Annotated in this window: 24 protein-coding genes; 13 read left to right on the forward strand and 11 right to left on the reverse strand. The window is 50.8% G+C overall.

The window, feature by feature from the left end; all coding sequences use genetic code 11:
• Window positions 1-3: 3 nt before the first annotated feature.
• A complete protein-coding gene (locus tag AC07N2_RS13160) occupies window positions 4-654 on the reverse strand; it encodes an arylesterase (RefSeq protein WP_494778639.1) in 651 nt (216 codons plus the stop codon).
• Between AC07N2_RS13160 and AC07N2_RS13165 the strand changes: the two genes are divergently transcribed.
• Window positions 653-1,336 carry an ABC transporter ATP-binding protein gene (locus tag AC07N2_RS13165; protein WP_494778640.1) on the forward strand — a complete coding sequence of 228 codons (684 nt, stop codon included), beginning with the start codon at window positions 653-655 and terminating at the stop codon, window positions 1,334-1,336. The genes AC07N2_RS13160 and AC07N2_RS13165 overlap by 2 nt on opposite strands.
• On the opposite strand, the gene AC07N2_RS13170 is transcribed toward AC07N2_RS13165, so the two are convergent.
• The 3 genes from AC07N2_RS13170 to AC07N2_RS13180 all read right to left on the reverse strand — a co-directional run bounded on the left by AC07N2_RS13170 (window position 1,333) and on the right by AC07N2_RS13180 (window position 4,628).
• On the reverse strand, window positions 1,333-2,862 hold the full coding sequence (locus tag AC07N2_RS13170; RefSeq protein WP_494778641.1) for an NAD(P)H-hydrate dehydratase: 1,530 nt from the start codon (window positions 2,860-2,862) through the stop codon (window positions 1,333-1,335). The genes AC07N2_RS13165 and AC07N2_RS13170 overlap by 4 nt on opposite strands.
• A gap of 82 nt (window positions 2,863-2,944) precedes the next feature.
• Window positions 2,945-4,189: a D-amino acid dehydrogenase gene (locus AC07N2_RS13175; protein ID WP_494778642.1), complete on the reverse strand. Its 1,245-nt coding sequence runs from the start codon at window positions 4,187-4,189 to the stop codon at window positions 2,945-2,947.
• 289 nt (window positions 4,190-4,478) lie between these two features.
• A complete protein-coding gene (locus AC07N2_RS13180) occupies window positions 4,479-4,628 on the reverse strand; it encodes a lmo0937 family membrane protein (protein WP_112992551.1) in 150 nt (49 codons plus the stop codon).
• Window positions 4,629-4,875: 247 nt separating this feature from the next.
• Here AC07N2_RS13180 and AC07N2_RS13185 point away from each other — a divergent pair, with 247 nt between their 5' ends.
• From AC07N2_RS13185 to purL, 3 genes are all read left to right on the forward strand, one after another.
• Window positions 4,876-6,051, forward strand: a complete 1,176-nt coding sequence (locus AC07N2_RS13185) for an AI-2E family transporter (RefSeq protein ID WP_494778643.1) — start codon at window positions 4,876-4,878, stop codon at window positions 6,049-6,051.
• A gap of 122 nt (window positions 6,052-6,173) precedes the next feature.
• Window positions 6,174-6,587 (forward strand): DoxX family protein, encoded by a 414-nt coding sequence (locus AC07N2_RS13190; protein ID WP_494778644.1) that lies wholly within the window; start codon window positions 6,174-6,176, stop codon window positions 6,585-6,587.
• A 197-nt stretch (window positions 6,588-6,784) separates the two neighbouring features.
• Window positions 6,785-10,795, forward strand: a complete 4,011-nt coding sequence (gene purL / locus AC07N2_RS13195; protein WP_494778645.1) for a phosphoribosylformylglycinamidine synthase — start codon at window positions 6,785-6,787, stop codon at window positions 10,793-10,795.
• Between the two features lie 116 nt (window positions 10,796-10,911).
• Here purL and AC07N2_RS13200 read toward each other — a convergent pair whose 3' ends face one another.
• Window positions 10,912-11,802, reverse strand: a complete 891-nt coding sequence (locus AC07N2_RS13200) for a LysR family transcriptional regulator (RefSeq protein ID WP_494778646.1) — start codon at window positions 11,800-11,802, stop codon at window positions 10,912-10,914.
• Window positions 11,803-11,933: 131 nt separating this feature from the next.
• On the opposite strand from AC07N2_RS13200, the gene AC07N2_RS13205 reads away from it, so the two are divergent.
• The 4 genes from AC07N2_RS13205 (at window position 11,934) to AC07N2_RS13220 (ending at window position 14,468) form a co-directional block, all read left to right on the forward strand.
• Window positions 11,934-12,914 carry an aldo/keto reductase gene (locus AC07N2_RS13205; RefSeq protein ID WP_494778647.1) on the forward strand — a complete coding sequence of 327 codons (981 nt, stop codon included), beginning with the start codon at window positions 11,934-11,936 and terminating at the stop codon, window positions 12,912-12,914.
• Between the two features lie 72 nt (window positions 12,915-12,986).
• Window positions 12,987-13,763, forward strand: coding sequence for an SDR family NAD(P)-dependent oxidoreductase (locus AC07N2_RS13210; RefSeq protein WP_494778648.1), 777 nt, complete (start codon window positions 12,987-12,989; stop codon window positions 13,761-13,763).
• An 11-nt stretch (window positions 13,764-13,774) separates the two neighbouring features.
• Window positions 13,775-14,086, forward strand: coding sequence for a putative quinol monooxygenase (locus AC07N2_RS13215; RefSeq protein WP_494778649.1), 312 nt, complete (start codon window positions 13,775-13,777; stop codon window positions 14,084-14,086).
• Between the two features lie 61 nt (window positions 14,087-14,147).
• Window positions 14,148-14,468, forward strand: a complete 321-nt coding sequence (locus AC07N2_RS13220; RefSeq protein WP_494778650.1) for a carboxymuconolactone decarboxylase family protein — start codon at window positions 14,148-14,150, stop codon at window positions 14,466-14,468.
• A 113-nt stretch (window positions 14,469-14,581) separates the two neighbouring features.
• On the opposite strand, the gene AC07N2_RS13225 is transcribed toward AC07N2_RS13220, so the two are convergent.
• From AC07N2_RS13225 to AC07N2_RS13245, 5 genes are read right to left on the reverse strand one after another with little or no spacing between them, the layout of a single operon-like run.
• The gene (locus AC07N2_RS13225; protein WP_494778651.1) at window positions 14,582-15,361 is read right to left on the reverse strand and encodes a peptidylprolyl isomerase; all 780 of its coding nucleotides are present in this window, start codon (window positions 15,359-15,361) and stop codon (window positions 14,582-14,584) included.
• Between the two features lie 60 nt (window positions 15,362-15,421).
• Window positions 15,422-15,691, reverse strand: a complete 270-nt coding sequence (locus tag AC07N2_RS13230) for a BolA family protein (RefSeq protein WP_494778652.1) — start codon at window positions 15,689-15,691, stop codon at window positions 15,422-15,424.
• A complete protein-coding gene (locus tag AC07N2_RS13235) occupies window positions 15,688-16,308 on the reverse strand; it encodes a septation protein A (RefSeq protein ID WP_076591486.1) in 621 nt (206 codons plus the stop codon). Before AC07N2_RS13235 ends, AC07N2_RS13230 begins: the two co-directional genes overlap by 4 nt.
• 12 nt (window positions 16,309-16,320) lie before the next feature.
• Window positions 16,321-16,728 (reverse strand): peptide-methionine (R)-S-oxide reductase MsrB, encoded by a 408-nt coding sequence (msrB, locus tag AC07N2_RS13240; RefSeq protein WP_076591485.1) that lies wholly within the window; start codon window positions 16,726-16,728, stop codon window positions 16,321-16,323.
• Window positions 16,725-18,239, reverse strand: coding sequence for a protein adenylyltransferase SelO (locus AC07N2_RS13245; RefSeq protein WP_494778653.1), 1,515 nt, complete (start codon window positions 18,237-18,239; stop codon window positions 16,725-16,727). The genes msrB and AC07N2_RS13245 overlap by 4 nt, the downstream gene beginning before the upstream one ends.
• A gap of 230 nt (window positions 18,240-18,469) precedes the next feature.
• Between AC07N2_RS13245 and AC07N2_RS13250 the strand changes: the two genes are divergently transcribed.
• The 5 genes from AC07N2_RS13250 (at window position 18,470) to AC07N2_RS13270 (ending at window position 23,482) form a co-directional block, all read left to right on the forward strand.
• On the forward strand, window positions 18,470-19,705 hold the full coding sequence (locus tag AC07N2_RS13250) for a branched-chain amino acid ABC transporter substrate-binding protein (RefSeq protein ID WP_494778654.1): 1,236 nt from the start codon (window positions 18,470-18,472) through the stop codon (window positions 19,703-19,705).
• A 96-nt stretch (window positions 19,706-19,801) separates the two neighbouring features.
• A complete protein-coding gene (locus AC07N2_RS13255; protein WP_494778655.1) occupies window positions 19,802-20,749 on the forward strand; it encodes a branched-chain amino acid ABC transporter permease in 948 nt (315 codons plus the stop codon).
• A 2-nt stretch (window positions 20,750-20,751) separates the two neighbouring features.
• Complete coding sequence (locus AC07N2_RS13260; protein WP_494778656.1) at window positions 20,752-22,020, forward strand: branched-chain amino acid ABC transporter permease; 1,269 nt, start codon at window positions 20,752-20,754, stop codon at window positions 22,018-22,020.
• Window positions 22,017-22,784 carry an ABC transporter ATP-binding protein gene (locus AC07N2_RS13265; protein ID WP_494778657.1) on the forward strand — a complete coding sequence of 256 codons (768 nt, stop codon included), beginning with the start codon at window positions 22,017-22,019 and terminating at the stop codon, window positions 22,782-22,784. The genes AC07N2_RS13260 and AC07N2_RS13265 overlap by 4 nt, the downstream gene beginning before the upstream one ends.
• On the forward strand, window positions 22,781-23,482 hold the full coding sequence (locus tag AC07N2_RS13270; protein ID WP_494778658.1) for an ABC transporter ATP-binding protein: 702 nt from the start codon (window positions 22,781-22,783) through the stop codon (window positions 23,480-23,482). The genes AC07N2_RS13265 and AC07N2_RS13270 overlap by 4 nt, the downstream gene beginning before the upstream one ends.
• 103 nt (window positions 23,483-23,585) lie before the next feature.
• Here AC07N2_RS13270 and AC07N2_RS13275 read toward each other — a convergent pair whose 3' ends face one another.
• Window positions 23,586-25,133: a sensor domain-containing diguanylate cyclase gene (locus tag AC07N2_RS13275; protein ID WP_494778659.1), complete on the reverse strand. Its 1,548-nt coding sequence runs from the start codon at window positions 25,131-25,133 to the stop codon at window positions 23,586-23,588.
• Window positions 25,134-25,364: the final 231 nt, after the last annotated feature.

Genomic DNA, 25,364 nt, shown 5'->3' on the forward strand with positions numbered 1-25,364 from the left:
TATTCACTTTGTGAGCAATGGCTTGAGTTGCGGCCAGATATTGTTGAGTATGATGGGATGCGCTTCTGCTGCGGGATGCATGCGATCAGCTTGAAAGAGTTGCGGTTTGTCAGCGACATCTTTCAGCATGAAAGGCACGAGTGCGGATTTTGTGTCTTTGGCAATTTTAGGGAACAGGTCAGCGAACTGTCGTGTGTAATCGGTGCCGTAGTTAGGCGGTATTTGCATGCCGACCAACAGCACTTTGGCTTTCGCATTCTTTGCTTCCGTCACCATGCCGCGTAAATTCAACTGGGTGGAAATGAGCGACAAGCCACGTAATGCATCGTTGGCACCAAGCTCAATCACGACGATGGCAGGTTGATATTTATCGAGCAATGTTTGCAAGCGTGTCTTGCCGCCGCTGGTTGTTTCACCACTAATGCTGGCATTGATAATGGATGCGCTGATTTTTTCTGCGGCCAGTTTTTCCTGTAGCAGATTGACCCAGCCTTCACCACGTTGCAAGCCATATTCTGCGGATAAGCTGTCACCGAGCACGAGTATGGTTTTTGATGCAGAATAAGCGCTCATTGTGAACGATGCGAGTGCGATCAATGCAATGGCTCGCAATACTTTCCCCACCTGATACGAAAACTTGAAATCAATCGGCATGCCTGAATCCTCTACTTTGTATCCTGCAATCGAAGCGCTCAACCTGACTAAACGTGTAGCTGACGCGACTGGTGAACTGACTATTCTGCAAGCTGTTGATTTTACCGTGCAAGCGGGCGACACGCTTGCTATCGTTGGTGCGTCCGGATCGGGCAAGTCGACTTTGCTTGGTTTGCTGGCTGGACTGGATACGCCTTCCGAAGGCACGGTCAAGCTGGATGGCACCGATATCTTTGCCTTGGATGAGGATGGACGTGCTGGTTTACGTAAATCCAGACTAGGTTTTGTCTTTCAATCGTTTCAATTGCTGGGACATTTGAATGCGGTAGAAAACGTCATGTTGCCATTGGAGTTGCGTGGCGATAACAAGGCGAAGGAAAAAGCTGAAGCCATGCTGGCACGTGTTGGTCTGGCTAGCCGTTTGAAGCATTATCCAAAATATCTGTCCGGTGGCGAGCAACAACGGGTGGCATTGGCGCGCGCGTTTGTGAGTGAGCCGCCATTATTGTTCGCCGATGAGCCTACCGGCAGTCTGGATGCGGCAACAGGTGCGTCGGTGATTCAGTTGATGTTTGAATTGAATCGCGAGCGTGCATCGACGCTGGTGCTGGTGACACATGATCCTTCGATTGCTGCTTTGTGCAAACGAACGATCACGATTGCCGCGGGACGTCTGGTCTAATTTATTCGTGCTGGTTTTGCATAAACCAGACGATTCAAGATAGAGCGAATTTCAGGAATCAGTTCGCTCGCGGTAAGGCCTATCGGCCCGATTCCATTTTCCACTAATTCATCCGCTGCTTTGCCATGCAGCCATACTGCAGCGACGGCTGCTTCCCATGCCGGATAATTTTGCGCGAGCAAAGCGCCGCATAAGCCGGCCAATACATCGCCAGAACCTGCCGTTGCCAATGCTGGATTGCCCGTGGTGTTGATGACGATCTCGCCGTCAGCTGTCGCGATCACTGTACCAGAACCTTTTAGTATTGCTGTCGCCTGGAATGTCGCAGCCAGAGTGCGTGCTGCTGCGAGGCGGTCTGCTTGCACCTGTTGCGTTGTGATACCAAGCAGACGCGCAGCTTCCAGTGGATGTGGCGTCAAGATGGTAGGTGCGTGACGTAACAGTAATTTTTGTCTCAAGCCTGATTCGACCGCGATGAGATTCAATGCGTCGGCATCCAGTACTAAGGGTGTGTTGGCAAGGATCGCTCTGGCGAGACAGTCGTGTGCCGGTCGCGATGTTCCTAATCCTGGACCGGCGACTGTCGTCGTGCTCTCGTAATCCATATTGCCAGCCAAACGGCACATCAACTCGGCTTGCTGATTGTCATAAGTAATTGATTCCGCCAGGCTGGCGATAAACACACGTCCGGCTCCGCATTTGGCCGCAGAACGTGCGGCGAGTACGGCGGCACCGACCATGCCATGTGCACCGCCAAGTATGCTGACGTCGCCATAACTACCTTTATTGGAATTGTGTCGTCTGGGACGTAAAGTGCTACTGAACAATTCGGTGCGACTTAATTGCATGTGAGATGTCGGGAACAAATCCTCTGCAATATCCAGAGTCGCTACGCTGACTTCGCCGGCATGATCGCGCCCGTCACATGTATGCAAGCCAGGTTTGTTGCCGATAAAAGTAATGGTGTGCGTTGCTTGAACGACGATGCCGAGATCGTCGCCGACGATGGCACCAGTGTCGGCGTTTAATCCGCTAGGTACATCCAGTGCGAGAATCTGGCAAGGTAAAGTATTGATTGCAGCAATTAGATCATGCGTACTACCTGTGATTGCACGCGTGAGGCCAATGCCGAACAGACCATCGATGACTAGCGCCCAATCGGTGGTGTTCAACGTAGCAGTATCGACGGTTTCCAGAAATGTGGCTTTGCCGGTTTTGGCGCGTTTCAATGCTTGCTGTGCATCGGCCGGAAGATTCTCTGCAGCAGATGTCAGAAAAATAGAAACGTTCAGACCGGCATTCGCCAGCTGGCTTGCCGCTTCAAGTGCATCGCCACCGTTATTGCCAGGGCCAGCCAAAACCAGAATGCGACCGGCTTTGTCACGTTCTTGTTGCAGCGTGTAGGCAAACTCTGCCGCGGCTTTGCCGGCACGTTGCATCAAGGTGTAAGAGGGTAGTGTCGTGAGCGCCGCTTGTTCTATCTTGCGAATATCGGCAACGGTGTAAAGCGTATGGATGTCGGTCATGGTCGGATCTGCAATCAAATGAGTGCGATGGCATGGGCGATCGCTGGCGCATTTGATTTTAGACCAATTACATCCGCATTAATTACCGATAGCGTAAAGGCGTTAGTCCATCGATATCGATATCAGGTGTGCGATCAGAAATGATGTCGGCCAATACTTTGCCCGATCCTGCTGCCATTGCCCAACCGGTAGAACCGTGGCCGATATTGACGAAGACGTTTCTGACTGAAGTGGCACCGATAACTGGAGGACCGTCAGGCAACATCAGGCTGGTACCTGACCAGAATGTGGCGGTGTTGTAATTGCAGGCATCGGGGAACCAGTCGTATCCGACTTTCAGCAAGGTGTTTAATGCGGACTGACGCAGCTCTTGTGCAGACGAGCCTAATTCGGCTGTGCCTGCGACACGGATGCGCTTACCCATGCGCGTGATGGCAACTTTGTAGGTTTCATCCATCACAGCCGCGACCGGTGCAGATTCAAAGTTGCGGATAGTCGTCGTTGCGGAATAACTTTTCACAGCGCAAAGTGGAAGATGCAATCCCAGTGGCGCGAGCAGCTTGGCACTGTCTGCGCCAGTCGCGAGGACGACACTATCTGCGCTAAAGCTGCGATCATCAATCTGCATGACTACGCCGCGCTCGGATTGCTGGATTGTATTGACCTTGCTACCGAAATGAAACTCCACACCCATGGCTTGCGCAAGAGCGCGAATCTGACGCGTAAAGAGCGGGCAATTGCCTGATTCATCCTCTGGTAAATACAAGCCGCCGGCAAGTGGCGTATTGGGATTGAGTCCCGGTTCTAACGCGTGTGCATTGGCAGCGGTGAGTACATTGTGCGGAATGTTGAATTCGGTGAGGAAGTCGAAAGCGGTTTGTGCCAGTCGCAGATCCTGCTCAGAGCGAAACAGTTGCAGATAGCCGGGAGTTTGTTCGTAATCGAGTTGATGCTGTTCGCGCAATTGCTGCATGAGGTCGCGACTGTAAAACGCGATGCGCTGCATGCGTTCGCGATTGATGCGATAGCGTTCGAGATTTGATTCTTTCAACCAGCGGCGCATCCAGCGCAACATGGAAGGCTTCCATACCTGGTTGAGCGCTAATGGAGATTCTGCTTTCAGTAGATAAGATAGGAGGGAGCGCGGAACGCCAGGCGCTGCCCATGGTGCGATGCTGCTGGGAGCCAGAATGCCGGAATCGCCAAAGCTGGCTTCTTCTGCCACATTGTTGTGGCGTTCTATGACGACAACTTCGTGTCCTGCTTCAGCCAAAAAATAGGCGGTACTTACCCCAATGACACCTGCACCGATAACCGCTACTTGCATTACTTCTATCCTTCCCAGAATTAGCCCATCATGTTACCAAGCGGATACATATAGACACCAGCAGTAGCAATGCAATTTTTTGAAAAAACGTTGGAAAATGGTTGTAAAGCGTGATTTATCTATGGTTTGACACAAGCTATATGAGGATTTGGACGCTTGCTTGCGTAAAAGCAGATAGCCGACGATGTCATCTGGCAATAAAAAAGCCGCGCCAAGCTGGCACGGCTTTTTCGGATAAATGGCTCAGATCAATACGTATGACGCGATCTGAAAAGAGATGCCTGAGTTGTCACAAAGGCTTGCGGCCACTGATGATACGCAGTAATACGATCACGATAGCGATGACCAGCAGAATATGGATGAAGCCGCCTATCGTATAGGAACTGACCAAACCGACCAGCCACAGGATAACGAGTACAACAGCAATGGTATAGAGCATGAGATCTCCTTTTTGATCAGGTTCATAAATGTGCCTGCCCTTATGCATGCAGATATTCACCTTCCTTTACAAGATAAACAATAAGCAACTTGTCGTCCGTGCGTTATCGTACATAGGGCAATGGTGCCTCTTCACGCATAGAAATTGCGATGCGTGATTGAAATGCATGTGGGACAATCTTTTTCATTCTTCTATTCCATTTTTAAAGGCGCGGTTTTATTCATTGCGCCATTCCCCTAAACACAAAATGACTGATAAAAATATAGATCCGGTGGCGTCACAGAGCACGGATGTCGTTACTGGCATACCAGCCAATCAGACCGGCACGACGACAGTCATTCATTTGCCGGTTAATTCGCGTGGTGTGGCGTTGACGATTATTGCGATCGTGGCGTTTGTCTTTGCACTGTCGGTTGCACATGCTTTTTTTATCCCGCTGTTATTCGGTATTTTTATTGCCTATACCTTGAACCCATTGGTCGTCTGGCTGGAGCGCATACGTATTCCGCGTTTGCTGGGAACGTCGCTGGTGATTGTTGCACTTCTGTGCAGCGCATTATTAACAGCAAATAATTTGCGCGATGAATTCAATTCGATACTGGTCAGCTTGCCGACGGCGACGCAAAAATTGTCACGCTCACTAAAGAACTTGCAGAAGGGACAAACCAGTACGATTCAGCAAATGCAAGCAGCGGCAACAGAAATTGAAAAGGCAACCAATCAAGCCGCAGGTGTACGGCCGGTGATCAAGAGTACGGCGACTGAGCAATCTGTTTTTAATCTGAGCCAGTGGTTATGGGCAGGATCGATGGGCGCGGTCGGATTTTTGAGCCAAGCGGTGATGGTGGTGTTTCTGGTGTTTTTCTTTTTGCTGTCAGGCGATACCTTCCGGCGAAAATTGGTGAAAATCAGTGGCCGTTCCTTATCGTCCCGCAAGATCACAGTACATATTCTGGATGCGATCAATAAGTCGGTTCAGAACTACATGTTCATGCTGTTGGTGACGAATGTTTTATTCGGTTTGCTGGTGTGGATCGCTTTGCGCTGGATCGGTTTGGAAAATGCTGGTGCATGGGCGGTTGCTGCAGGCTTCCTGCACATCATTCCTTATTTCGGGCCGCTGTTGATTGTGGCTGCGACCGGAGTGACGGCATTCATGCAGTTTGGGACGTTTTCATCTGTCCTGGCCGTCGGTGGCGCGACGCTGGCGATTGCAACTATTGTTGGTACCTTTGTGACGACATGGATGACGGGCCGTATCGCCAAGATGAATGCTGCTGCGGTATTCGTTTCCCTCTTGTTTTGGGCGTGGCTCTGGGGCGTATGGGGTATGTTGCTTGGTATTCCCATCATCGTCATCATCAAGGTGATATCCGAGCATATCGACGGCTTGCAAGCGGTGGCAGAATTACTGGGTGAATAGTTACATTGTTGTTTGAATGACTTGCCACATTGCTCAAATGCAGGCGTATTATATTTACAGCAATATGCCCGGCAGGCTGGTGAGACGTCTCATCGCTCTGTCTATCATCAACCTAAACAAGGATGAGCAACATGCAGAATACTGACGATCTTGGAAAGTTACTTTTGCGCTTGGTGTTGGGCGGACTGATACTGCTGCACGGTATTGCAAAACTTATTGCAGGACCTGCATTCGTCATTAGTGTGGCGACTGATGCAGGGTTGCCGGCGGCAATTGGTTATCTGGTGTATTTGGGTGAAGTGGTTGCGCCTATTCTGTTGATCGTCGGTATCTGGTCGCGTGCGGCGGCGCTGATTATTGCCGGCAATATGGCGTTTGCCATATTTTTGGTCCACATGAAGCAGCTTTTTACCTTGAACGACCAAGGTGGCTGGGCGCTGGAATTGCAAGGCATGTATCTGATTACCGCGCTGGCTTTGGTGTGCCTGGGAGCAGGGCGCTTCAGCATAGGCGGCCGTTCCGGTAGATGGAATTAACAGATAGATAACAGCTAATTGCTGGTGGAAGATAAGGGGCGACATGAGAATGTGGCCCCTTATTGCATTTTTACCTAATGTTTGGCTTCGGTTTCGGCAGTCTAGGGGGCGTGTCGCGGTATAATCATGCTTTCTGATTTAACTCGCGGGATGGCGGCCGTATCTGTCCGTTTTTTCGCATCAACTACCTTCTCGCCATGCTGATTTTGCCAGGTTCCAACGCCCTGTCTGCTTTTCGTACCGAACGCCTCTTAACCCAACTGCAACAAGTCGATCACGCCATAGTCGGCGTCACTGGACGTTTCCTGCATTTTGTTGATTCCGCTGCGCAGCTTTCGCCGGATGACATCAAACGTCTGGATGCTCTGCTGACCTATGGCGAACCGTTCACAGCGAAGCTGGAAGGCGATGAGTTTGTCGTGATTCCGCGTTTCGGCACAATTTCACCGTGGGCCAGCAAGGCAACCGATATCGCGCATAACTGCGGGATGGCAGACATTCACCGTATCGAACGTGGGATAGTCTATGTCGTGCACTTGAAATCAGGCTTGCTCGGCGGCGCGAAAAAACTGTCGGATGAGAGCATTGCAGCAGTGCAAGCTCTGCTGCACGATCGTATGACCGAAATGGTACTGCGTAGCGCGGATGAGGCGGCTGGTTTGTTCGGCGAGTTGGATGCCAAACCTTTGGCCTTTATCGACTTGATCCAAGGCGGTAAAGACGCATTGGTCAACGCCAATACTGAACTCGGTCTCGCATTGTCTGACGATGAAATCGATTATCTGCTGGCTGCATTTACGACTGCCAAGCGTAATCCGACTGACGTTGAATTGATGATGTTTGCGCAAGCAAATAGCGAACATTGCCGTCATAAAATCTTTAATGCCGACTGGACGATCGACGGCGTAAAACAGGATAAATCCCTGTTTGCAATGATCAAAAATACGCATCAACTGGCGCCGCGCGGCACCGTGGTGGCGTATAGCGATAACTCGTCCGTCATCGAAGGCGCAACGGTTACACGTTTCTATCCACGTGGTGCAGCAAGCGGCAACGTGTACGAAACGTCGGAAGAGTTGACGCATATCTTGATGAAAGTCGAGACGCATAATCATCCGACCGCAATCTCCCCATTCCCGGGCGCATCGACAGGCGCAGGCGGCGAAATCCGTGACGAAGGTGCAACCGGTCGCGGTGCCAAGCCTAAAGCAGGTTTGAGCGGTTTCACTGTTTCCAACCTGATGCTGCCGGATGCCGTGCAAGCATGGGAAAACGATCATGATGTGACTGCGCCAATCGCAGGTGCTGCGTCATCGCAAGCTTATGGCAAACCAGACCGTATCGCGTCTCCATTGGAGATCATGGTCGAAGGTCCTATCGGTGCCGCAGCTTTCAATAACGAATTCGGTCGTCCGAACCTCGGCGGCTATTTCCGTACCTACGAACAAAACATAGCAGGTTCGGTCAACGGTTATCACAAGCCGATCATGATCGCCGGTGGCATCGGTAGTATCGCTGCCAATCATACGAAAAAACACGATTTGCCAGTCGGCAGCCTGTTGATTCAGCTTGGCGGTCCTGGCATGCGCATCGGTATGGGCGGTAGCGCTGCGTCGTCGATGGCGACCGGTACCAACACTGCGGATCTGGATTTTGATTCAGTGCAACGCGGTAATCCAGAGATGGAGCGTCGTGCGCAAGAAGTCATCAATGCTTGCTGGGCAATGCAAGATGCCAATCCGATTTTGTCGATTCATGACGTAGGTGCTGGTGGCTTGTCGAATGCATTCCCGGAAATCACCAACGACGCCAAACGCGGCGCGATTTTCGATTTGCGTAAAGTCCCGCTGGAAGAGAGCGGCATGGCACCTAAGGAAATCTGGAGCAACGAATCGCAAGAGCGTTATGTCTTGGCGATTGCGCCGGAAAGTCTGCCGCAGTTCACCTATCTGTGTGAGCGCGAACGCTGCCTGTTTGCAGTGGTCGGTACAGCGACGGAAGAGCGTCAACTGAAAGTGATCGATCCTGAAAACGGCAATAATCCAGTCGATATGCCGATGGACGTATTGCTGGGCAAACCGCCAAAAATGCATCGCGACGTGCAGCACGTACAGCAGGATTTGCCGGCGATCGATGTCACTGGCATCGATTTGCTGGAAGCATCAATACGCGTCTTGCGTCTGCCTACAGTTGCTGATAAATCCTTCCTGATCACGATTGGTGATCGTACTGTTGGTGGCACGACTGTGCGCGATCAAATGGTCGGTCCATGGCAAGTGCCGGTCGCCGATTGCGCGGTCACCACGATGAGCTTTGATGGTTATCTGGGTGAAGCGATGGCGATGGGTGAGCGTACACCGCTGGCTGTCATCAATGCTGCTGCATCCGGTCGCATGGCCGTGGGTGAAGCATTAACCAATATTGCGGCCGCGCCGATTGCCGATATCTCCGATATCAAGCTTTCCGCCAACTGGATGGCAGCATGTGGCCAGCCTGGACAGGATGCTGCTTTGTTCGATACCGTCAAAGCAGTTGGTATGGAGTTGTGCCCAGCCTTGGGTATCAGCATTCCGGTCGGTAAAGATTCGCTGTCTATGCGTACCACATGGAAAGATGAGGGCGAAGACAAAGCTGTTATCTCGCCAGTGTCGCTGATCGTATCGGCATTTTCACCAGTGTATGACGTACGTAAATCGTTGACGCCGCAATTGCGTACGGATGCAGGCGATACCGTCCTGATCGCGATTGATCTGGGACGTGGCAAGAATCGTCTGGGTGCATCGTGCTTTGCACAAGTCATGCAGCAAATTGGTAATGAAACGCCGGACGTCGATAGCGCAGAAGACCTTAAAGGTTTCTTCAACGCGATCCAGCGTTTGAATAAAGAAGACAAATTGCTGGCTTACCATGATCGTTCCGATGGTGGCTTGTTCACCACCTTGTGCGAAATGGCATTTGCCGGTCACAGCGGTTTGTCGGTCAATCTGGATATCCTGACGCTGGAAGGCGAACACGCCAGCGATGGCGGCGATGCGAAGAACTGGGCGACGCAAGTTGCCGAGCGTCGCAACGATCTGACTTTGCGCGCCTTGTTTAGCGAAGAGCTGGGTGCTGTGATTCAGGTACGTGCTGAGCAGAAGTCGGACGTGATGAATGTTCTGCGTGAATACAATCTCGGCGCATGCAGCCACATCATCGGTAAACCAAATGGCACCGACACGATCGAGTTCACACGTGATGCCAAGGCTATCTACAGCCAGTCGCGTATTGATCTGCATCGTTTCTGGAGCGAAACCAGCTGGCGTGTCGCGCGTCTGCGCGACAACCCTGATTGTGCCGACGCAGAATACGATCGCATCCTCGACAAGCTCGATCCAGGCATTACGCCGAAATTGGTTTTCGATCCGCAGGAAGATGTCGCAGCACCATACATTGCGACCGGCGTGCGTCCTAAAGTGGCAATCCTGCGTGAGCAGGGCGTCAACTCGCATATCGAAACCGCGTATGTGATGCACAAGGCTGGCTTTACTGCAGTCGACGTACACATGAGCGATTTGATTACTGGTCGCGCGCATCTGAGCGATTTCAAAGGCGTGATCGCTGTCGGTGGCTTCTCTTATGGTGACGTGCTGGGCGCAGGTGAAGGTTGGGCAAAAACGATTCTGTTCAATATCCAGTTAGCTGAACAATTTGCGACCTTCTTCAGCCGTCAGGATACTTTTGCATTGGGTATCTGTAACGGCTGTCAGATGATGAGTAATCTGAAATCGATTATTCCTGGCGCACAAGCATGGCCTAAGTTCACGCGTAACAAGGCTGAACAGTTCCAGGCGCGTTTCTCTATGGTCGAAGTGGCAGATTCCCCATCCATCTTCTTCAATGGCATGGCGGGTACGCAAAGTGCGATTGCGATTGCGCACGGCGAAGGTTATGCAGACTTCTCGTTGACTGGCGATATTAATGAAGCGTTGGTGGCTATGCGCTTTGTGGATAACAAGGGTCGTGCGACAGAAACCTATCCGTACAATCCTAACGGTTCGCCGCAAGGTATTACTTCGGTAACGACGCCGGATGGTCGCTTTACTGTGTTGATGCCGCATGCAGAACGTGTGTTCCGTAGTGTGCAGCAGAGCTGGCATCCTGAGGCTTGGGGTGAGGATTCGCCTTGGATGCGTATGTTCCGTAATGCGCGTAAGTGGGTGGGTTAATGTTGTGATGGGCTGCAGGCTTGTTTGATTGCAGTTGGAATAAAGATGCCGTTCAGTTTTTGACTGGGCGGCATTTTTTTCGCCAATGTTGTTTGTTATTTCCGCAAAGGTGGAAATCAAGGATTGCGAAGAGCATTCAGTACTAATGAAAAAGCAGGAGAAGAATTTCGACGGCTTGGGTAATACAGATGGTAGCCCGGGTAGGTCGTGCACCACTCTTCAAGTACCGGTATCAAGCGGCCCTCGGCAATATGTTGTTGCACGGTATCTTCCGGCGCATAGGCCAGACAGAACCCCTCCAGGGCGGCTGTTAGCATTTCGGGCGAGGTATTAAAAATCAATTGCCCTTGTACGTGCACATGCAGTTCCTGCCCGTCTTTCGCAAATTCCCAGGCATAGAGACCGCCGTGCGTAGGTAGGCGTAGGTTCGCGCAATTATGATCAGTGAGGTCTTGCGGCGTTGCTGGTATTTTGTGTGTCGCAAAATACGATGGTGAACCTACAACGATCATCCTGAAGTCGGGACTGATGCGGACTGCGATCATGTCTTTGGCGACTTGATCGCCTACCCTCACACCAGCATCGAAGCGCTCGGCGACAATATCGATCAGCCCGTAGCTGATTGTGAGTTCAATTTTTATCTCTGGATATGCAGGCAATAGTTTCGATAGTTTCGGCCATAGGATTGTTCGAACCGCATGGTCGTGCGAATTGATTCTAATAGTGCCCGCTGGCTTGTCTCGTTGCTCACTCAGCGAAGCCAATTCAGTTTCAATCCCTTCACAATAAGGACCGACACTTGCGAGGAGGCGCTCGCCCGCCTCGGTGGGAGATACGCCGCGTGTCGTACGTGTAAGCAATCGAATGCCGAGTCTTTCCTCAAGCACGCGAATGGTATGGCTAAGCGTCGATTGCGAGAGTCCAAGCTGAGCAGCAGCTCGCGTAAAACTACGCTCCCGCGCTACTACGACAAAAGCCGCAACGTTGTTAAGATTTACACGGTCCATTTATTGAAATTTTGCATATCGGTTTGCAAAGTATATGCCTTCTCAAGGGAACTGTGGCGACCTATAGTTTGGTCCGTGGCCATCGTCGGCGGCCGGACAATGTTTAGTCGGCACAAATCTTGGAGAACGCTATGCAAAAACGTAAATTGGGAAATAACGGCTTGGAAGTGTCGGCAATCGGACTGGGCTGTATGGGTCTAACCTTCGGCTACGGCCCTGCAACAGACAAAGCAGACGCGATTGCGCTCATCAGAGCTGCATTCGAGCGTGGTGTCACGCTATTTGACACGGCAGAAGCTTATGGTCAGATAAATGAAGAAATGGTCGGTGAGGCGGTGGCGCCTTTCCGCGATCAAGTAGTGATTGCAACTAAATTCGGTTTCAAGGATGGCAATGCGGCCACTGGACTCGACAGCAGACCGGAGCGTATTCGCCTGGTCGCGGAACAATCCCTCAAGCGATTGAAGACCGATTGCATCGATCTGTTCTATCAGCACCGTGTCGATCCGAATGTTCCTATGGAAGACGTTGCAGGTGCAGTTCGAGATCTCATCAAGGAAGGCAAGGTCAAGTACTTCGGCATGTGTGAAGCCGGTGTGCAGGCTATCAATCAGGCACACGCCGTGCAGCCGCTCTCCGCCTTGCAGAGCGAATACTCGATGTTTACGCGTGAGCCGGAAATCGAAATCCTGCCGACTCTTGAGAAATTAGGCATTGGCTTCATTCCATTCAGTCCGCTTGGAAAAGGTTTTCTCACCGGCAAGATAGACGCCAATACGACGTTTGCCAGCGGTGACGTCCGCAATAACTTGCCCCGTTTCGCAGACGAGGCACGTGAAGCCAATCACAATCTGGTTTCCTTGATTGGAGAGGTGGCGAAGCGCAAACAAGCCACTCCGGCTCAAGTCGCATTGGCATGGCTTCTTGCTCAGAAACCCTGGATCGCACCTATTCCCGGCACGACAAAACTGCATCGTTTGGCAGAGAACGTCGGTGGTGCCACTGTCGAACTTACCAATGCAGACCTGCGTGAAATCGGTGACGTTTTGGCCAAGGTTCCGGTGCAGGGTGAGCGATATAACGCGCAGATGATGAAGACGATCAACCGCTAAGTCCAAGGCCATGGGCAGCGATGATGTTCTTCTCGCACATCGCTACCTGTACAAAATTTTTTAAAGGAAAAAATGATGAGTAATCAAACACTCAGGGGGCGTGTCGCGCTCGTCACCGGTGGGACAAGCGGCCTTGGTTTCGGTGCCGCGAAACGTCTTATTGAACACGGTGCCATTGTCTATGTCACAGGTCGGCGGCAAGAGGTGCTTGATGCCGCAGTAAGTAAACTTGGCGCAAGTGCTGTGGGAATTCAGGCCGATGTCACAAGCAAGAGTGACATGCTGCGCGTGGCAGAAACGATCAAGAACGCGCATGGTCAACTGGACATTCTGTTCGCGAATGCTGGTGGTGGTCATGCAACACCACTCGCACAATTGACTGAAGAGCAGATTGACAGCGAACTCAGTATCAACATCAAGGGAGTCGTTTTAACAGTGCAGAGCATCCTTGGCATTCTGCGCGACGGCGCATCCATTATTCTCAATGCGTCCATTACAGCTGATATGGGCTTGCCGGGCTTTGCTGTTTATGCAGCGACCAAGGCCGCGGTGCGTTCACTCGCGCGTAGCTGGACCACCGATCTCAAGCACCGGAAGATTCGGGTCAACACGATCAGCCCTGGCGTGGTACCTACTGAAGGATATAGCCATGAGCAAAAAATGACCGATGCCGAGGTCGCAGACTACGTCAGCCGCGTATCGACAGAGATTCCGGCAGGGCGGGTTGGAACGGCCGAAGATATTGCTGATGCCTTGGTGTTCCTTGCGTCAGATGCGAGCAGTTATATCTGCGGCATCGACCTGGTGGTCGATGGTGGCATGACCCGTGTATATGCTGGCAAAAATTGATGGTGGCAAGAATGGAAAATATTAAAGCACAGGAGCGCCACATCGTTTGTGAATTGCGTTGTGAGACTGCGGATCGGGAACGGGTTCGGGAACTCGTTCTGCAATTCGTCGAACCAGCCCGACGTGAGGCCGGTTGCCTCTATTACGATCTCCACCAAAAAATGGATGACCTTAATACTTTTTACATCATCGACGGATGGGTAGATGAAGAAGCAGTTGCTGCTCACGCTGCCAATCCACACGTCGCCAAGGTGATGAAAGAACTTGGACCGCTCCTCGTATTCGGACCGTCAATCACACTATTTAAGCGTGTAAGTGACTAAAAGAAAGGGCTTCTTTACGGAGCTGAAAGGCGCTCGTAATTTTCACCATAGGATTCATGACATGACTAAAGAATTAACAGCTGCACAAAAAGGTTTTGGCGATTTCTCTCCCAAATTGGCCGAACTGACGGACGATGTACTGTTCGGCGATGTCTGGGCTCGCCCAGAGTTATCGCAACGCGACCGTAGTCTCATTACAGTCGCAGCGCTAATCGCTATGGATCGCCCCGATCCGTTACGCTTTCATCTGAAAAAAGCGCTTGAGAATGGTGTCCAATTACAGGAACTGAAAGAGGTGATAACGCATCTTGCTTTCTATTCCGGCTGGCCGACGGCGATGAGTGCAATCTTCATTGCCAAAGAAATCTTTTCGAAAGAGTAAGTGTCACACTCGTTCAAGACTTGATATCGGCTTACCTACTGAAATTCAATAAAACTATCTAACCCAATAAAAAAGGCGCTCCGAAGAGCGCCTTTTTTCATACCAGTAGAAGATTATTGAATCTTCGCTTTGGCACGCAATTGCTGTTGGAACGCCTGCAGTTTTTTCTGTTGCAGCGATTCAGCGATTTGCGGTTTTACTTCTTCCAATGTTGGCACTTTTGCTGTGCGTACATCGTCGAGTTTGATTACGTGGTAACCGAATTGGGTTTTAACTGGTGTTTCCAGCAATTGACCTTTTTGCAGTCCAACCATCGCGTCCGAAAACGGTTTCACGAAAGAGGCTGGGGAAGCCCAATCCAGATCGCCGCCATTTGCTGCGGAACCAGGATCTTTTGACGATTGCTTGGCCAAATCTTCAAATTTGGCGCCGGCTTTCAGCTTGGCGATGATCGCTTTTGCTTCGTCTTCTTTTTCAACCAAGATGTGACGAGCGTGATATTCCTTGTCGCCAGCTTGTGCTTTGAAACGGTCATATTCAGCCTTGATGTCGGCATCCTTGACTGGATTCTTTTTCAGATAGTCGGTAACCAGTGAGCGAATCAGGATCGATTGACGTGCGATTTCGATCTGGTTTTTGACATCGGCTTGTGCGTTCAAACCCAATTTGTCGGCTTCTTGCACCAGGATTTCACGGTTGATCAGTTCATCCTTGACCATCGCGCGCAGTTCAGGCGAATCTTGCTGACCTTGTGAGGTCATTTGCTTGATCATGACATCTGCACGGGATGACGGGATAGGTTTGCCATTCACGACTGCCAGGTTTTGTGCCATCGCAGGCAATGCTGCTGATACGATTAAAGCGGCCAGCAAATGAGCAGGTTTTAAGGTCATATATTTTCCTAATGGAAGTTATTTTATTAGAGAGTGACAGCTATTAATTTTTGGCGCGCGTCAGACTTCGGATGGCGCTAAAGCAGTAATGGCTAATGCATGTATTTCTTTGTGCATCATGTCATCGAGACAATCATACACCAGCCGATGGCGATTTATACGGCTCTGCTTTTCAAATTGCGTGGAAATAATACGCAGCCGGAAATGCCCACCACCAGAGGCCGCGCCTGCATGACCAGCATGCAATGCGGATTCGTCCTCCAGTTGACATTCCAGTGGCGTAAAAGTTTCCGTCAACCTGGCTCGAATGGTGTCCATCCTTGTACTCATTGCGGTTCTTTCACGTGTTTAGACAAGAGCAGGCTTTGTACAACGATGAAAGCAATCATCAATCCCATGCCACCGAACAACTTGAAATTTACCCAAGTCGCGGTAGAGAAGTTGAAGGCGACATACAGATTAATCAAGCCCATCGTGATAAAAAAAGCAACCCAGGACAAATTAACGCGATGCCAGATGCCCTCAGGCAAGGACATTTGCTTCTCCATCATGGAGCGAATCAGGTTTTTTTTGAGGAAAATCTGGCTAAACAGCAGTGCTGCGGCGAAACACCAGTACAAGACGGTTGGCTTCCATTTGATGAAAGTTTCGTTATGGAAGTAAATCGTGGCGCTGCCGAAGACGACGATGATGGCGAGTGAGAGCCACAAGGTTTTGTCGATTTTTCTGCCTCTTGCCATCAGGTAGCCGATCTGGAAGACGGTTGCAATGATGGCGATGGCCGTTGCCAGCAGAATAGGTGCTTGCGTTGCCGTCACTAGGCCATCGGAAACCACGCCTGACAGATATTGCTGGCCGAAGGCCTGCGCTGCTTCGGTATTGCCTTCGCCCCATTTAAAGACGCCGAAGAAGAGAATGACGGGGAATAGATCGAACAGGAATTTCATTTCAACATAGCCTTATTTCAAATCGGGAGCTGGATCGAAGCGTAACGATGCAGAATTGATGCAGTAACGCAGGCCGGTTGGTGGCGGGCCGTCATTGAAGACGTGGCCCAGATGCGCATCGCATACATTGCAGATGACTTCTGTGCGGATCATGCCATAGGCACGGTCTATCTTTTCTTTGACGTTGGCAGGGTTCAGCGCCTTGAAATAGCTGGGCCAGCCGCAGCCGGAATCGAATTTGGTATCGGATGCGAATAGCGGCGTATTGCAGCAGACGCAGGTGTAAATGCCGAATTCGTGATGATCCCAATAGCGTCCGGTAAAAGGTGCTTCGGTCGCAGCATGACGTGTGACGTCATATTCTTCGTCATCCAGCATGGCGCGCCATTCGGCGTCGGTTTTGATTACTTTGTCTATCATGATGAACAACTCACTTCCAGATCGTTGGCCCAGTCGGGCGGTAAGGCGGCATATTTCTCGTTTTCCGGCTGTTCGTCAAACGGTTTTTCCAACACTTGCAGTAATTTTTCTACTTCGGAAAAGTCTTTATTCTGCGCTTTTTCGATCGCGACTTGTGCGAGGTAGTTGCGCAGGATGTATTTTGGGTTGACCGCATCCATTGCAAGCTTGCGCTCGCTGTCTATGCTGTTTTCCTGCTTCAAGCGTGCGACGTATTGTAGCGCCCAGGCATCGTAGGCGGCACGATCGATAAATAGATCGCGTAAAGCTTCTTGTGTTTCGCTGTCTGCGATTTGTACATTGCCTAGTTGGCGGAAGAAAGTCGTGAAATCGACATGACTGTCTTGCAAGATGCCAAATAATCCGTCGAACAGCTTTCTGTCATCGGACTGCTTTGTTTTCAGACCGAGTTTTGCACGCATGAGTTCTTCAAACTTTTCAGCAAAAGCAGGCTTGTAGATTCTGAGTGCGGCTTGCGTTTCATCCACGTCGCCTATCAGTGGCAATAGGGCTTGGCCTAATGCATAGCAATTCCATTCGCCGATCTGCGGCTGACGTGCATACGAGTAACGACCTTGTTGATCAGTGTGATTGCAGATGTGGGTTGCATTGAATGCTTCCATGAAGCCGAACGGACCGTAATCCAGTGTCAGGCCGAGTATAGACATATTGTCGGTATTCATCACACCATGCATAAAGCCGACGGCTTGCCAGTGCGCGATCATCTGCGCAGTGCGTAGCGTTACCTCAGTCAGTAAGGCTTTGTATGGATTGTCGCTGCTACGGAATTCTGGGTAGAAATTGTCGATGACGTAGTCAGCTAACGTCTTCAACTCATCGTGTTTCTCGTTGTAGAACCAATGTTCGAAGGAGCCGAAACGCACGAAGCTTTGTGCCACACGGGTGGCGACTGCTACGGTTTCACGCTGTTCGCGCATGACGATTTGATCCGATCCGGTGACGCAGAGCGCACGCGTGGTCGGGATGCCAAGTGCTGCCATCGCTTCCGAACAGAGGAATTCACGTATCGACGAGCGTAATACTGCGCGGCCATCACCCATGCGTGAGTAGGGCGTAAGTCCCGCGCCTTTCAACTGCAATTCCAGCCTGCCGGACGGATAAACATGGGGAGCAGGAACATCGCCGAGCAAAATGGCGCGACCATCACCCAGTTGACCAGCCCAGACACCGAACTGATGACCGGAATAGACGGCCGACAATGGTTTGGAATTATCTAGAATCCGATTGCCGGTGAAGGTCTCAATAAAAGATGGAGTTTCGACTTCGGAAAAATCCAGCCCTATCAATGCTGCAGTCGATGCGCTGGCGCATACCAGATACGGATTAGGTAAAGGCGTAGGCATCAATGCGGTGTAATGCGCCGGAGGCAAAGCCGCAAATGAATTACCTATCGGTAAATTATCCATGCTGCTCATGTGATCGGCGGGGTACGGCGGTTTCGGGGCATTCATCTACATTCCTTGGGCATCTGCATGATCAATCGCGCGTATTGTCGATCGGCATTGTATGCGTATGTGCTTGTCTATTGCGTGTATCGCTACTGACGTAAAACGCGTATTTTGACAGAGAAGAGAGAATGAGATGTGTTCGGGAGCAAATTGCCGCGACCTTGCCCTTGGGCAAATCAAATATCCCATGTTTATGGTATAAAACCATCACTTGTACAAAAGACATTTAATCAATGACTATTCGCATTTCTTCTCTTCTCCTGACTGCTGCCTTCTCATTTTCTGCTTCCCACGCGTTGGCGGAAAATGTTCGGATTGCTTTCATTGATCCACTCTCCGGGCCATTTGCGCCTGTCGGTCAAAATCTTTTGCGTAGCTTCCAGATGCTGGCAGAGCTATCGAATGAAAAACAATGGGGCGGAAGTAATACAGTTGAGGTGGTTGGCTTCGATAACAAGGGTAGCCCGCAGGAATCGCTGATTCAGTTGAAGTCTGCCATCGATCAAGGTTATCGCTACATTACGCAAGGTAATGGCTCCGGTGTCGCATTGGCGCTGATCGATGCGGTGAATAAACACAATGAGCGCAATCCGGGCAAGGAAGTACTGTTCCTGAATCATTCAGCTGGCGATCCAGCGCTGACAAACAGTAAATGCAGCTTTTGGCATTTCCGCTTCGATGCGAACTCGGAAATGAAGATGGAATCGCTGACTACCTTCATCGCCAAAGATTCGAAGATCAAGAAGATTTACGTCATCGGCCAGAACTATGCGCTGGGTCAGGAAGTTTCGCGTTCGACTCGCGCTTATATGGCGCGCAAGCGACCGGATGTGAAGATAGTCGGCGACGACCTGCATCCCATCGGGCAGGTAAAGGATTTCTCGCCTTATGTGGCGAAGATGAAGGCTTCAGGCGCAGATACGATCATTACCGCAAACTGGGGTGCCGATCTGGCTTTGCTGGTGAAGGCCGCGCGGGATGCAGATCTGAAAGCTAATTTCTATACCTTCTATGCTGCAACGACCGGTGTGCCGACTGCCATGGGTGCGGCCGGACTGGATCGCGTGAAGTACGTGGCTTACTGGAATTTGAATAACGAGAGCTATGCCGGCAAGGACATCATCGAGAATTTCAAGAAGAGATATAACGATGATTATTACGCGATGGCCTCTTATACAGTGATGGCAATGCTGGGCAAGGCATTCCAGCAGGCAGGTTCGACCGATCCATTGAAAGTGGCACTGGCGATGGAAGGCATGAAAGTAAAAAGCTTGAATGGTGATGTGGAGATGCGCAAATCCGATCATCAGGCGCAGCAACCCTTGTATATTGCTACCTGGGTGAAGCAGAACAACACCGATGTGAAGTTCGATCAGGAAAATACTGGTTATGGCTGGCGCACCGATCAAAAGATCGACGCCTATGTCGCGGCACAGCCGACATCGTGTCAGATGAAGCGCCCACGCTAATTGACGTGATGCCTGCATCGCAGGGCATCTTCCTTCCAGAGTATCAATGACAAATCGATCGTGTCTATTAGCGATCGAACAGGAGAGAGCAGAGTTGTGGAATTTACGCTGATCTCATTGCTGAACGGTTTGAGCTACGGATTGCTGTTGTTCATGCTCTCATCCGGGCTGACGCTTATTTTCAGCATGATGGGCGTATTGAATTTCGCGCATGCCAGCTTCTACATGATAGGTGCGTACTTCGCCTATAGCATCAGTACGGTTACTGGTTTCTGGCCGGCGTTGGTGCTGGCACCGCTGGCGGTTGGTTTGCTCGGTGCGCTGGTCGAGCGTTACGGTTTGCGTGCCATCCATAAATACGGACAGATTCCCGAACTGCTTTTCACTTTCGGTTTGTCGTATGTGATCGTCGAAGTAGTGCAACTGATCTGGGGCCGCGTCGCCGTGCCTTACGAGATCCCGGCGGAACTGCAAGGTTCGCTCTTCACGCTGTACACCACCACTTTTCCAATTTATCGTGCCTTCATGATGCTGATTGCCATTCTGATGCTGCTGGCGATCTACATTACCTTGACGCGTACTCGCATAGGCTTGGTGATACAGGCGGCATTGACGCATCCGCAGATGGTCGAAGCGCTCGGCCATAACGTGCCGCGTGTATTCATGTGGGTGTTTGCCGGCGGTTGTGCGTTGGCGGGTTTGGCTGGCGTAATAGGTGGGAATGCCTTCGTGACCGAACCGAATATGGCGCATGCAGTTGGCAGCATCATTTTCGTTGTCGTCGTCGTGGGCGGCATGGGTTCGCTGGGCGGCGCATTGCTGGCTTCGCTATTGATAGGCATATTGCAAACCTTTGCCGTTGCGCTGGATTATTCGCTGTTGAATGTATTGACGCCACTTGGTGTGAGCGTGAATGAAACGACGTTCGGCTATAGCGTGATGAAGCTGACGATTTCGCAGATTGCGCCTATCTTGCCGTATCTCTTACTGGTGCTCATTTTGATCTTCAGGCCTAAGGGTTTGCTGGGTACGCGGGAATCTTGAACGTGCGTACATCTTTCAATATCAGTCGTTGGATAGTCTGGGGTGGTTTCGCGCTCATCTTGTTGATTGCGCCGCTGATCTTCAGCAAAGGTGCATCACTATCGGTGTTGTGCCAGATGGGTACTTTCATTATTTTCGCCTTGTCGTACAACATGTTGCTGGGGCAGGGCGGCATGTTGTCCTTTGGTCATGCAGTGTATTCAGGACTGGGCGCATTCTGCGCTATCCATGCGATCAATCTGGCGACGGCAGGCAGCTTGTCTATTCCGATTACGCTGATTCCTTTGGTCGGCGGGATTGCCGGACTTTTCTTTGGCGCATTGTTCGGTTATGTCACGACGAAGAAATCAGGTACGACTTTTGCCATGATTACACTGGGTATCGTGGAACTGGTCTTCGCTTGCTCGCTGATGTTTCCTGGCTTCTTCGGTGGCGAAGGTGGGATTTTCACGAATCGCGTCATAGGCCAGCCTTTCTTCGGCATTACTTATGGACCGCAGATAGAAGTCTATTACCTGATCGCATTCTGGCTGTTTATCAGTACGGTGGCGATGTTTGCATACACGCAGACGCCGCTGGGCCGCATGATGAATGCGGTGCGCGACAATCCGGAACGTGCTGAATTTGTTGGCTACGATCCGCAATGGGTGCGTTATATGACCTTGATGCTGTCAGCATTCTTTGCCGGTATCTCTGGCGGTTTGACGGTGATCAATTTTGAAATCGTCAGTGCCGAGAATGTGAGTGCTTTACGTTCCGGCCTCATTCTTCTATTCACCTTCATCGGCGGTATTGGTTTTTTCTTCGGTCCTATTCTGGGGGCGATTGTCGGGGTGTTTCTGACTGTGGTGTTGTCCAATTACACAAGTGCATGGCAGCTTTATTTGGGTGTTTTTTTCGTCTTGATCGTGATGTTTGCACCGGGCGGAATTGCGGGTGTGATTATGCAAATGGTGCGTTTGCAGAAATATGGACAATTCAAACGCCTACTGCCGCAGCTTGTGATCGCATCGTTGGCCTGCTTATTGATTGCATGCGGTTTCGTGCTGATGGTCGAAATGCTGTATCACCTGACCATGGATGCAGCACACGGTAGTGTGGTGAGTTTGTTTGGCTTGAGGATCGATGCGGAAGGAATGCACGGCTGGCTGTGGGCTGCTGCATTGATCGTTATTGGTTTTTCCGGATGGTGGCGTGTACGCGGAAAATTGCGAAGTGCGTGGAGTGCTGCCCATCTTGAAATTGAAACTATGCAGCAGGTGCAGACATGAACAGCTTTGCACTTGAACTGAAAGATGTACACAAGAGCTTCGGCAGGGCGGAAATCATACGTGGCGTCAATTTGCAATTACAGCAAGGTCAGCGCTTCGCCTTGATAGGACCGAATGGCGCGGGTAAATCGACCTTGTTCAATTTGATCTCTGGTCGTTTCCCGCTCAGTAGCGGCGATATTCTGTTGAACGGCTTGAGTGTTGTTGGACGCAAACCTTATGAAATCAATCGACGCGGTTTGTCACGCAGCTTTCAGATCACAAACATTTTTCATCGTTTAAGTGTGTATGAAAACCTGCGCTGCGCAGTACTGTGGTCGCTCGGTTATCGCTATTCATTTTGGCAACGCTTGAATGGTTTGAAAGATGCGAATGAACGCACGGAGCAAGTGCTGGAAGAAATCGGCTTGCAGGCGCGTCGCCATATAGAAGCAGATTTGCTGACGTATGCAGAACAGCGCGCGCTGGAAATCGGCATCACGATCGCTGGTGGAGCGAATGTGATTCTGCTGGATGAACCAACTGCAGGCATGAGTCGTTCTGAATCCGATGCGGCGGTCGAATTGATACGCAAGGTAACAGTCGGTAAAACCTTGTTGATGGTCGAGCACGATATGGATGTGGTGTTCGGTCTGGCCGATCAGATCGCCGTGCTGGTCTATGGCGAAATCATTGCCTGCGACACGCCGAGCAATATTCGCAATAACGCATTGGTACAAGAAGCTTATCTGGGCAACACGATCACAGCGTCAGGTGCACTATGAGCGCACTGCTGGAAATCAAAAATATGCATGCCTTTTACGACAAGAGTCATGTGCTGCATGGTGTTGATCTTGTGATCAATCAAGGTGAGATCGTCAGTCTGTTGGGGCGCAATGGCGTAGGGCGCTCGACCACAGTAAAAGCTGCGATGGGTTTGGTAGCGGCGACCGGCTCAATACGCTTCAAAGGTGAAGAAATCCTTGGTCTGAAAACCTTCCAGATTGCACACAAGGGTTTGGGTTATGTGGCGGAAAGCCGCGATATCTTCCCGACGCTAACGGTGGCGCAAAATCTTTTACTTGGTGAGAAGAGCGGAATGCAATCGCGCTGGACGACAGATGATATGTACCAACTATTTCCACGTTTGAAGGAGCGTCAGCATGTGCAGGCTGGTGTGTTATCCGGTGGTGAGCAGCAAATGCTGGCCTTGTGTCGCACTCTGATGGGTGATCCCGATTTGATCATGATAGACGAACCGACTGAAGGCTTGGCACCGCAAATGGTGGCCTTGGTTGCTGACTTCTTGAAAGAATTGATGAGGCGTGGTGTATCGGTTTTGTTGATAGAACAGAAGCTCGCGATTGCCTTGGAAATATCGCAACGCGTCTATGTAATGGGACACGGAAAAATCGTGTTTGAAGGAGCACCGCAAACCTTGCAGGCAGATGCGGCAATCAGGCAAGAGTGGTTGGGAGTCTGAGCTGCATATAAGGCAAAAACAACTTGCTTCCACATGACATGCCGTCAGGATGCAAAGCCAAGTTTTTAAAGCAACGATAAAAGTGATTTAAGCGCTCAATAGCTTAGATAGTCTCGCTCAATGACACACGATTGCGGCCTTCTGCCTTGGCTACATACAACGCCTTGTCTGCGATACGTATCAGATCCTGCGGCGCGCTGTTGCGTAGTGGCGTGATGGCAGCAGCACCGGCACTGATGCTGACCAGGCCACCTGCATTTGACGTATGTGTGAGCCCCAGATCAAGGACTGCGCAGCGTATTCGTTCTGCAACCGAGACTGCACCGTGGGTGCTGGTGGAAGGGAGTAGTACCGCAAATTCTTCGCCGCCGTAGCGCGCAACCAGATCGCCGGGACGTGCAGGTATGGCCATCAGTGCCTGCGCGATTTTTTTCAAGCATTCATCACCTTGCAGATGGCCATAAGTGTCGTTGTATTGTTTGAAGCGATCGACATCAAGAATGATCAGCGCAAGCGGTTCTGCGTTTCTCATGGCGCGCGCATATTCTGTCTCTAGCGCCACGTCAAATCGGCGGCGATTAGCCAGGCCAGTCAAGCCATCTTGTAGTGCCAATGCCGCGAGCTCTTCATTTTTTCTTTCCAGATCTTCTTTTGCCTTGCCCAGTTCAGTCTGGGTTTGTTCTTCTATGGCGATCTGACGCGCCAGACGCAGTCCCAGAAACCAGAGCAAAGCAATGACCAAGCTGCTACCTGCTGCCAGTCGCATGGTCTGATGGCGCCAGTTGGCAAGAATTTCGTTCTTCGATAAGGCGGCTGAAATGATAAGGGGATAGGTGTCGAGATGACGATAGCTGTACAAGCGCTCAACATTGTCGACCTTGGCTAGCAGCATCGCGCTTCCTGAAGGTCCGTGGGATAGGTACTCTTGAAAAAGTGGACCTTGCGAGAAATTTTTACCTATGAATTTTTCATCGAATGGATTGCGTACGATCAAGGTACCGGTGTCGTTTAACAGGACGATCGCACCTGAATTGCCTATATCAAAGCTTTCATAAAAAGACCTGAAATAAGCCATTTCGACAGTTGCCAGCATGACGCCGGCAAAGCTGCCATCAGGGTGATTCAATCTGCGTGAAATGGTAACTATCCATTCGCCCGTTGAACGACTGCGTACAGGAGGACCGATGTGCGGGCCACGATCGCTGGAGTTGCGGTGATAGATGAAGTATTCGCGATCAGCATTATTCAGATGCTTCATCAGCGTTTTCTGCGAATTGACCACCCATCGTCCTGTTTCGTCATAGACGAAGAGGCCGTGTAACAAAGGGATTTCCGATACGCGCTGCTGCATGAATTGATGTATGCGTTCGAGATGAGGCGCATCCAGTTTGTCTGTTTCCAGAATTTCGACCAGACCGACGATCACATTATCGACGCTACCTATGATGTCATTGGCATTCTGTGCCAATGCACGTGTCATGTTGGTGGTGGATGTCTCTGCCTGCCGTAGTACTGTGACACGCGCATTCCAGCTATTCCACACCATGAATGCGACAAAGAAAAATGTCACCAGGATGCCAAATGCAAGCGCAGCGCGTTTGAGCGAACGTTTCTTTACTACAGGGCCTGTGGGGAGGGATTGCTTGGTCAAGTCGCGTACCAGAGGGAAAACCAGTGAATTATAACGTACCGAGTTTTGCCTCCTTTTTAGCTCACTCTTCGAGAAAGCTATGCTGTGTAGCGAGTACTAAATATGTGGCTCTAAAATCATAAAAACTATCGATTCCATAAAATCAATCAATTTTCTATTAAGTGTCTTTCTCCTTACACTGCATTCATCAATGCTTAACCGAGAAGGCTGCGAAATGAATGACAAACAATC

It is taken from the genome of Herminiimonas sp. GW821-FHT09C12, assembly GCF_059416385.1.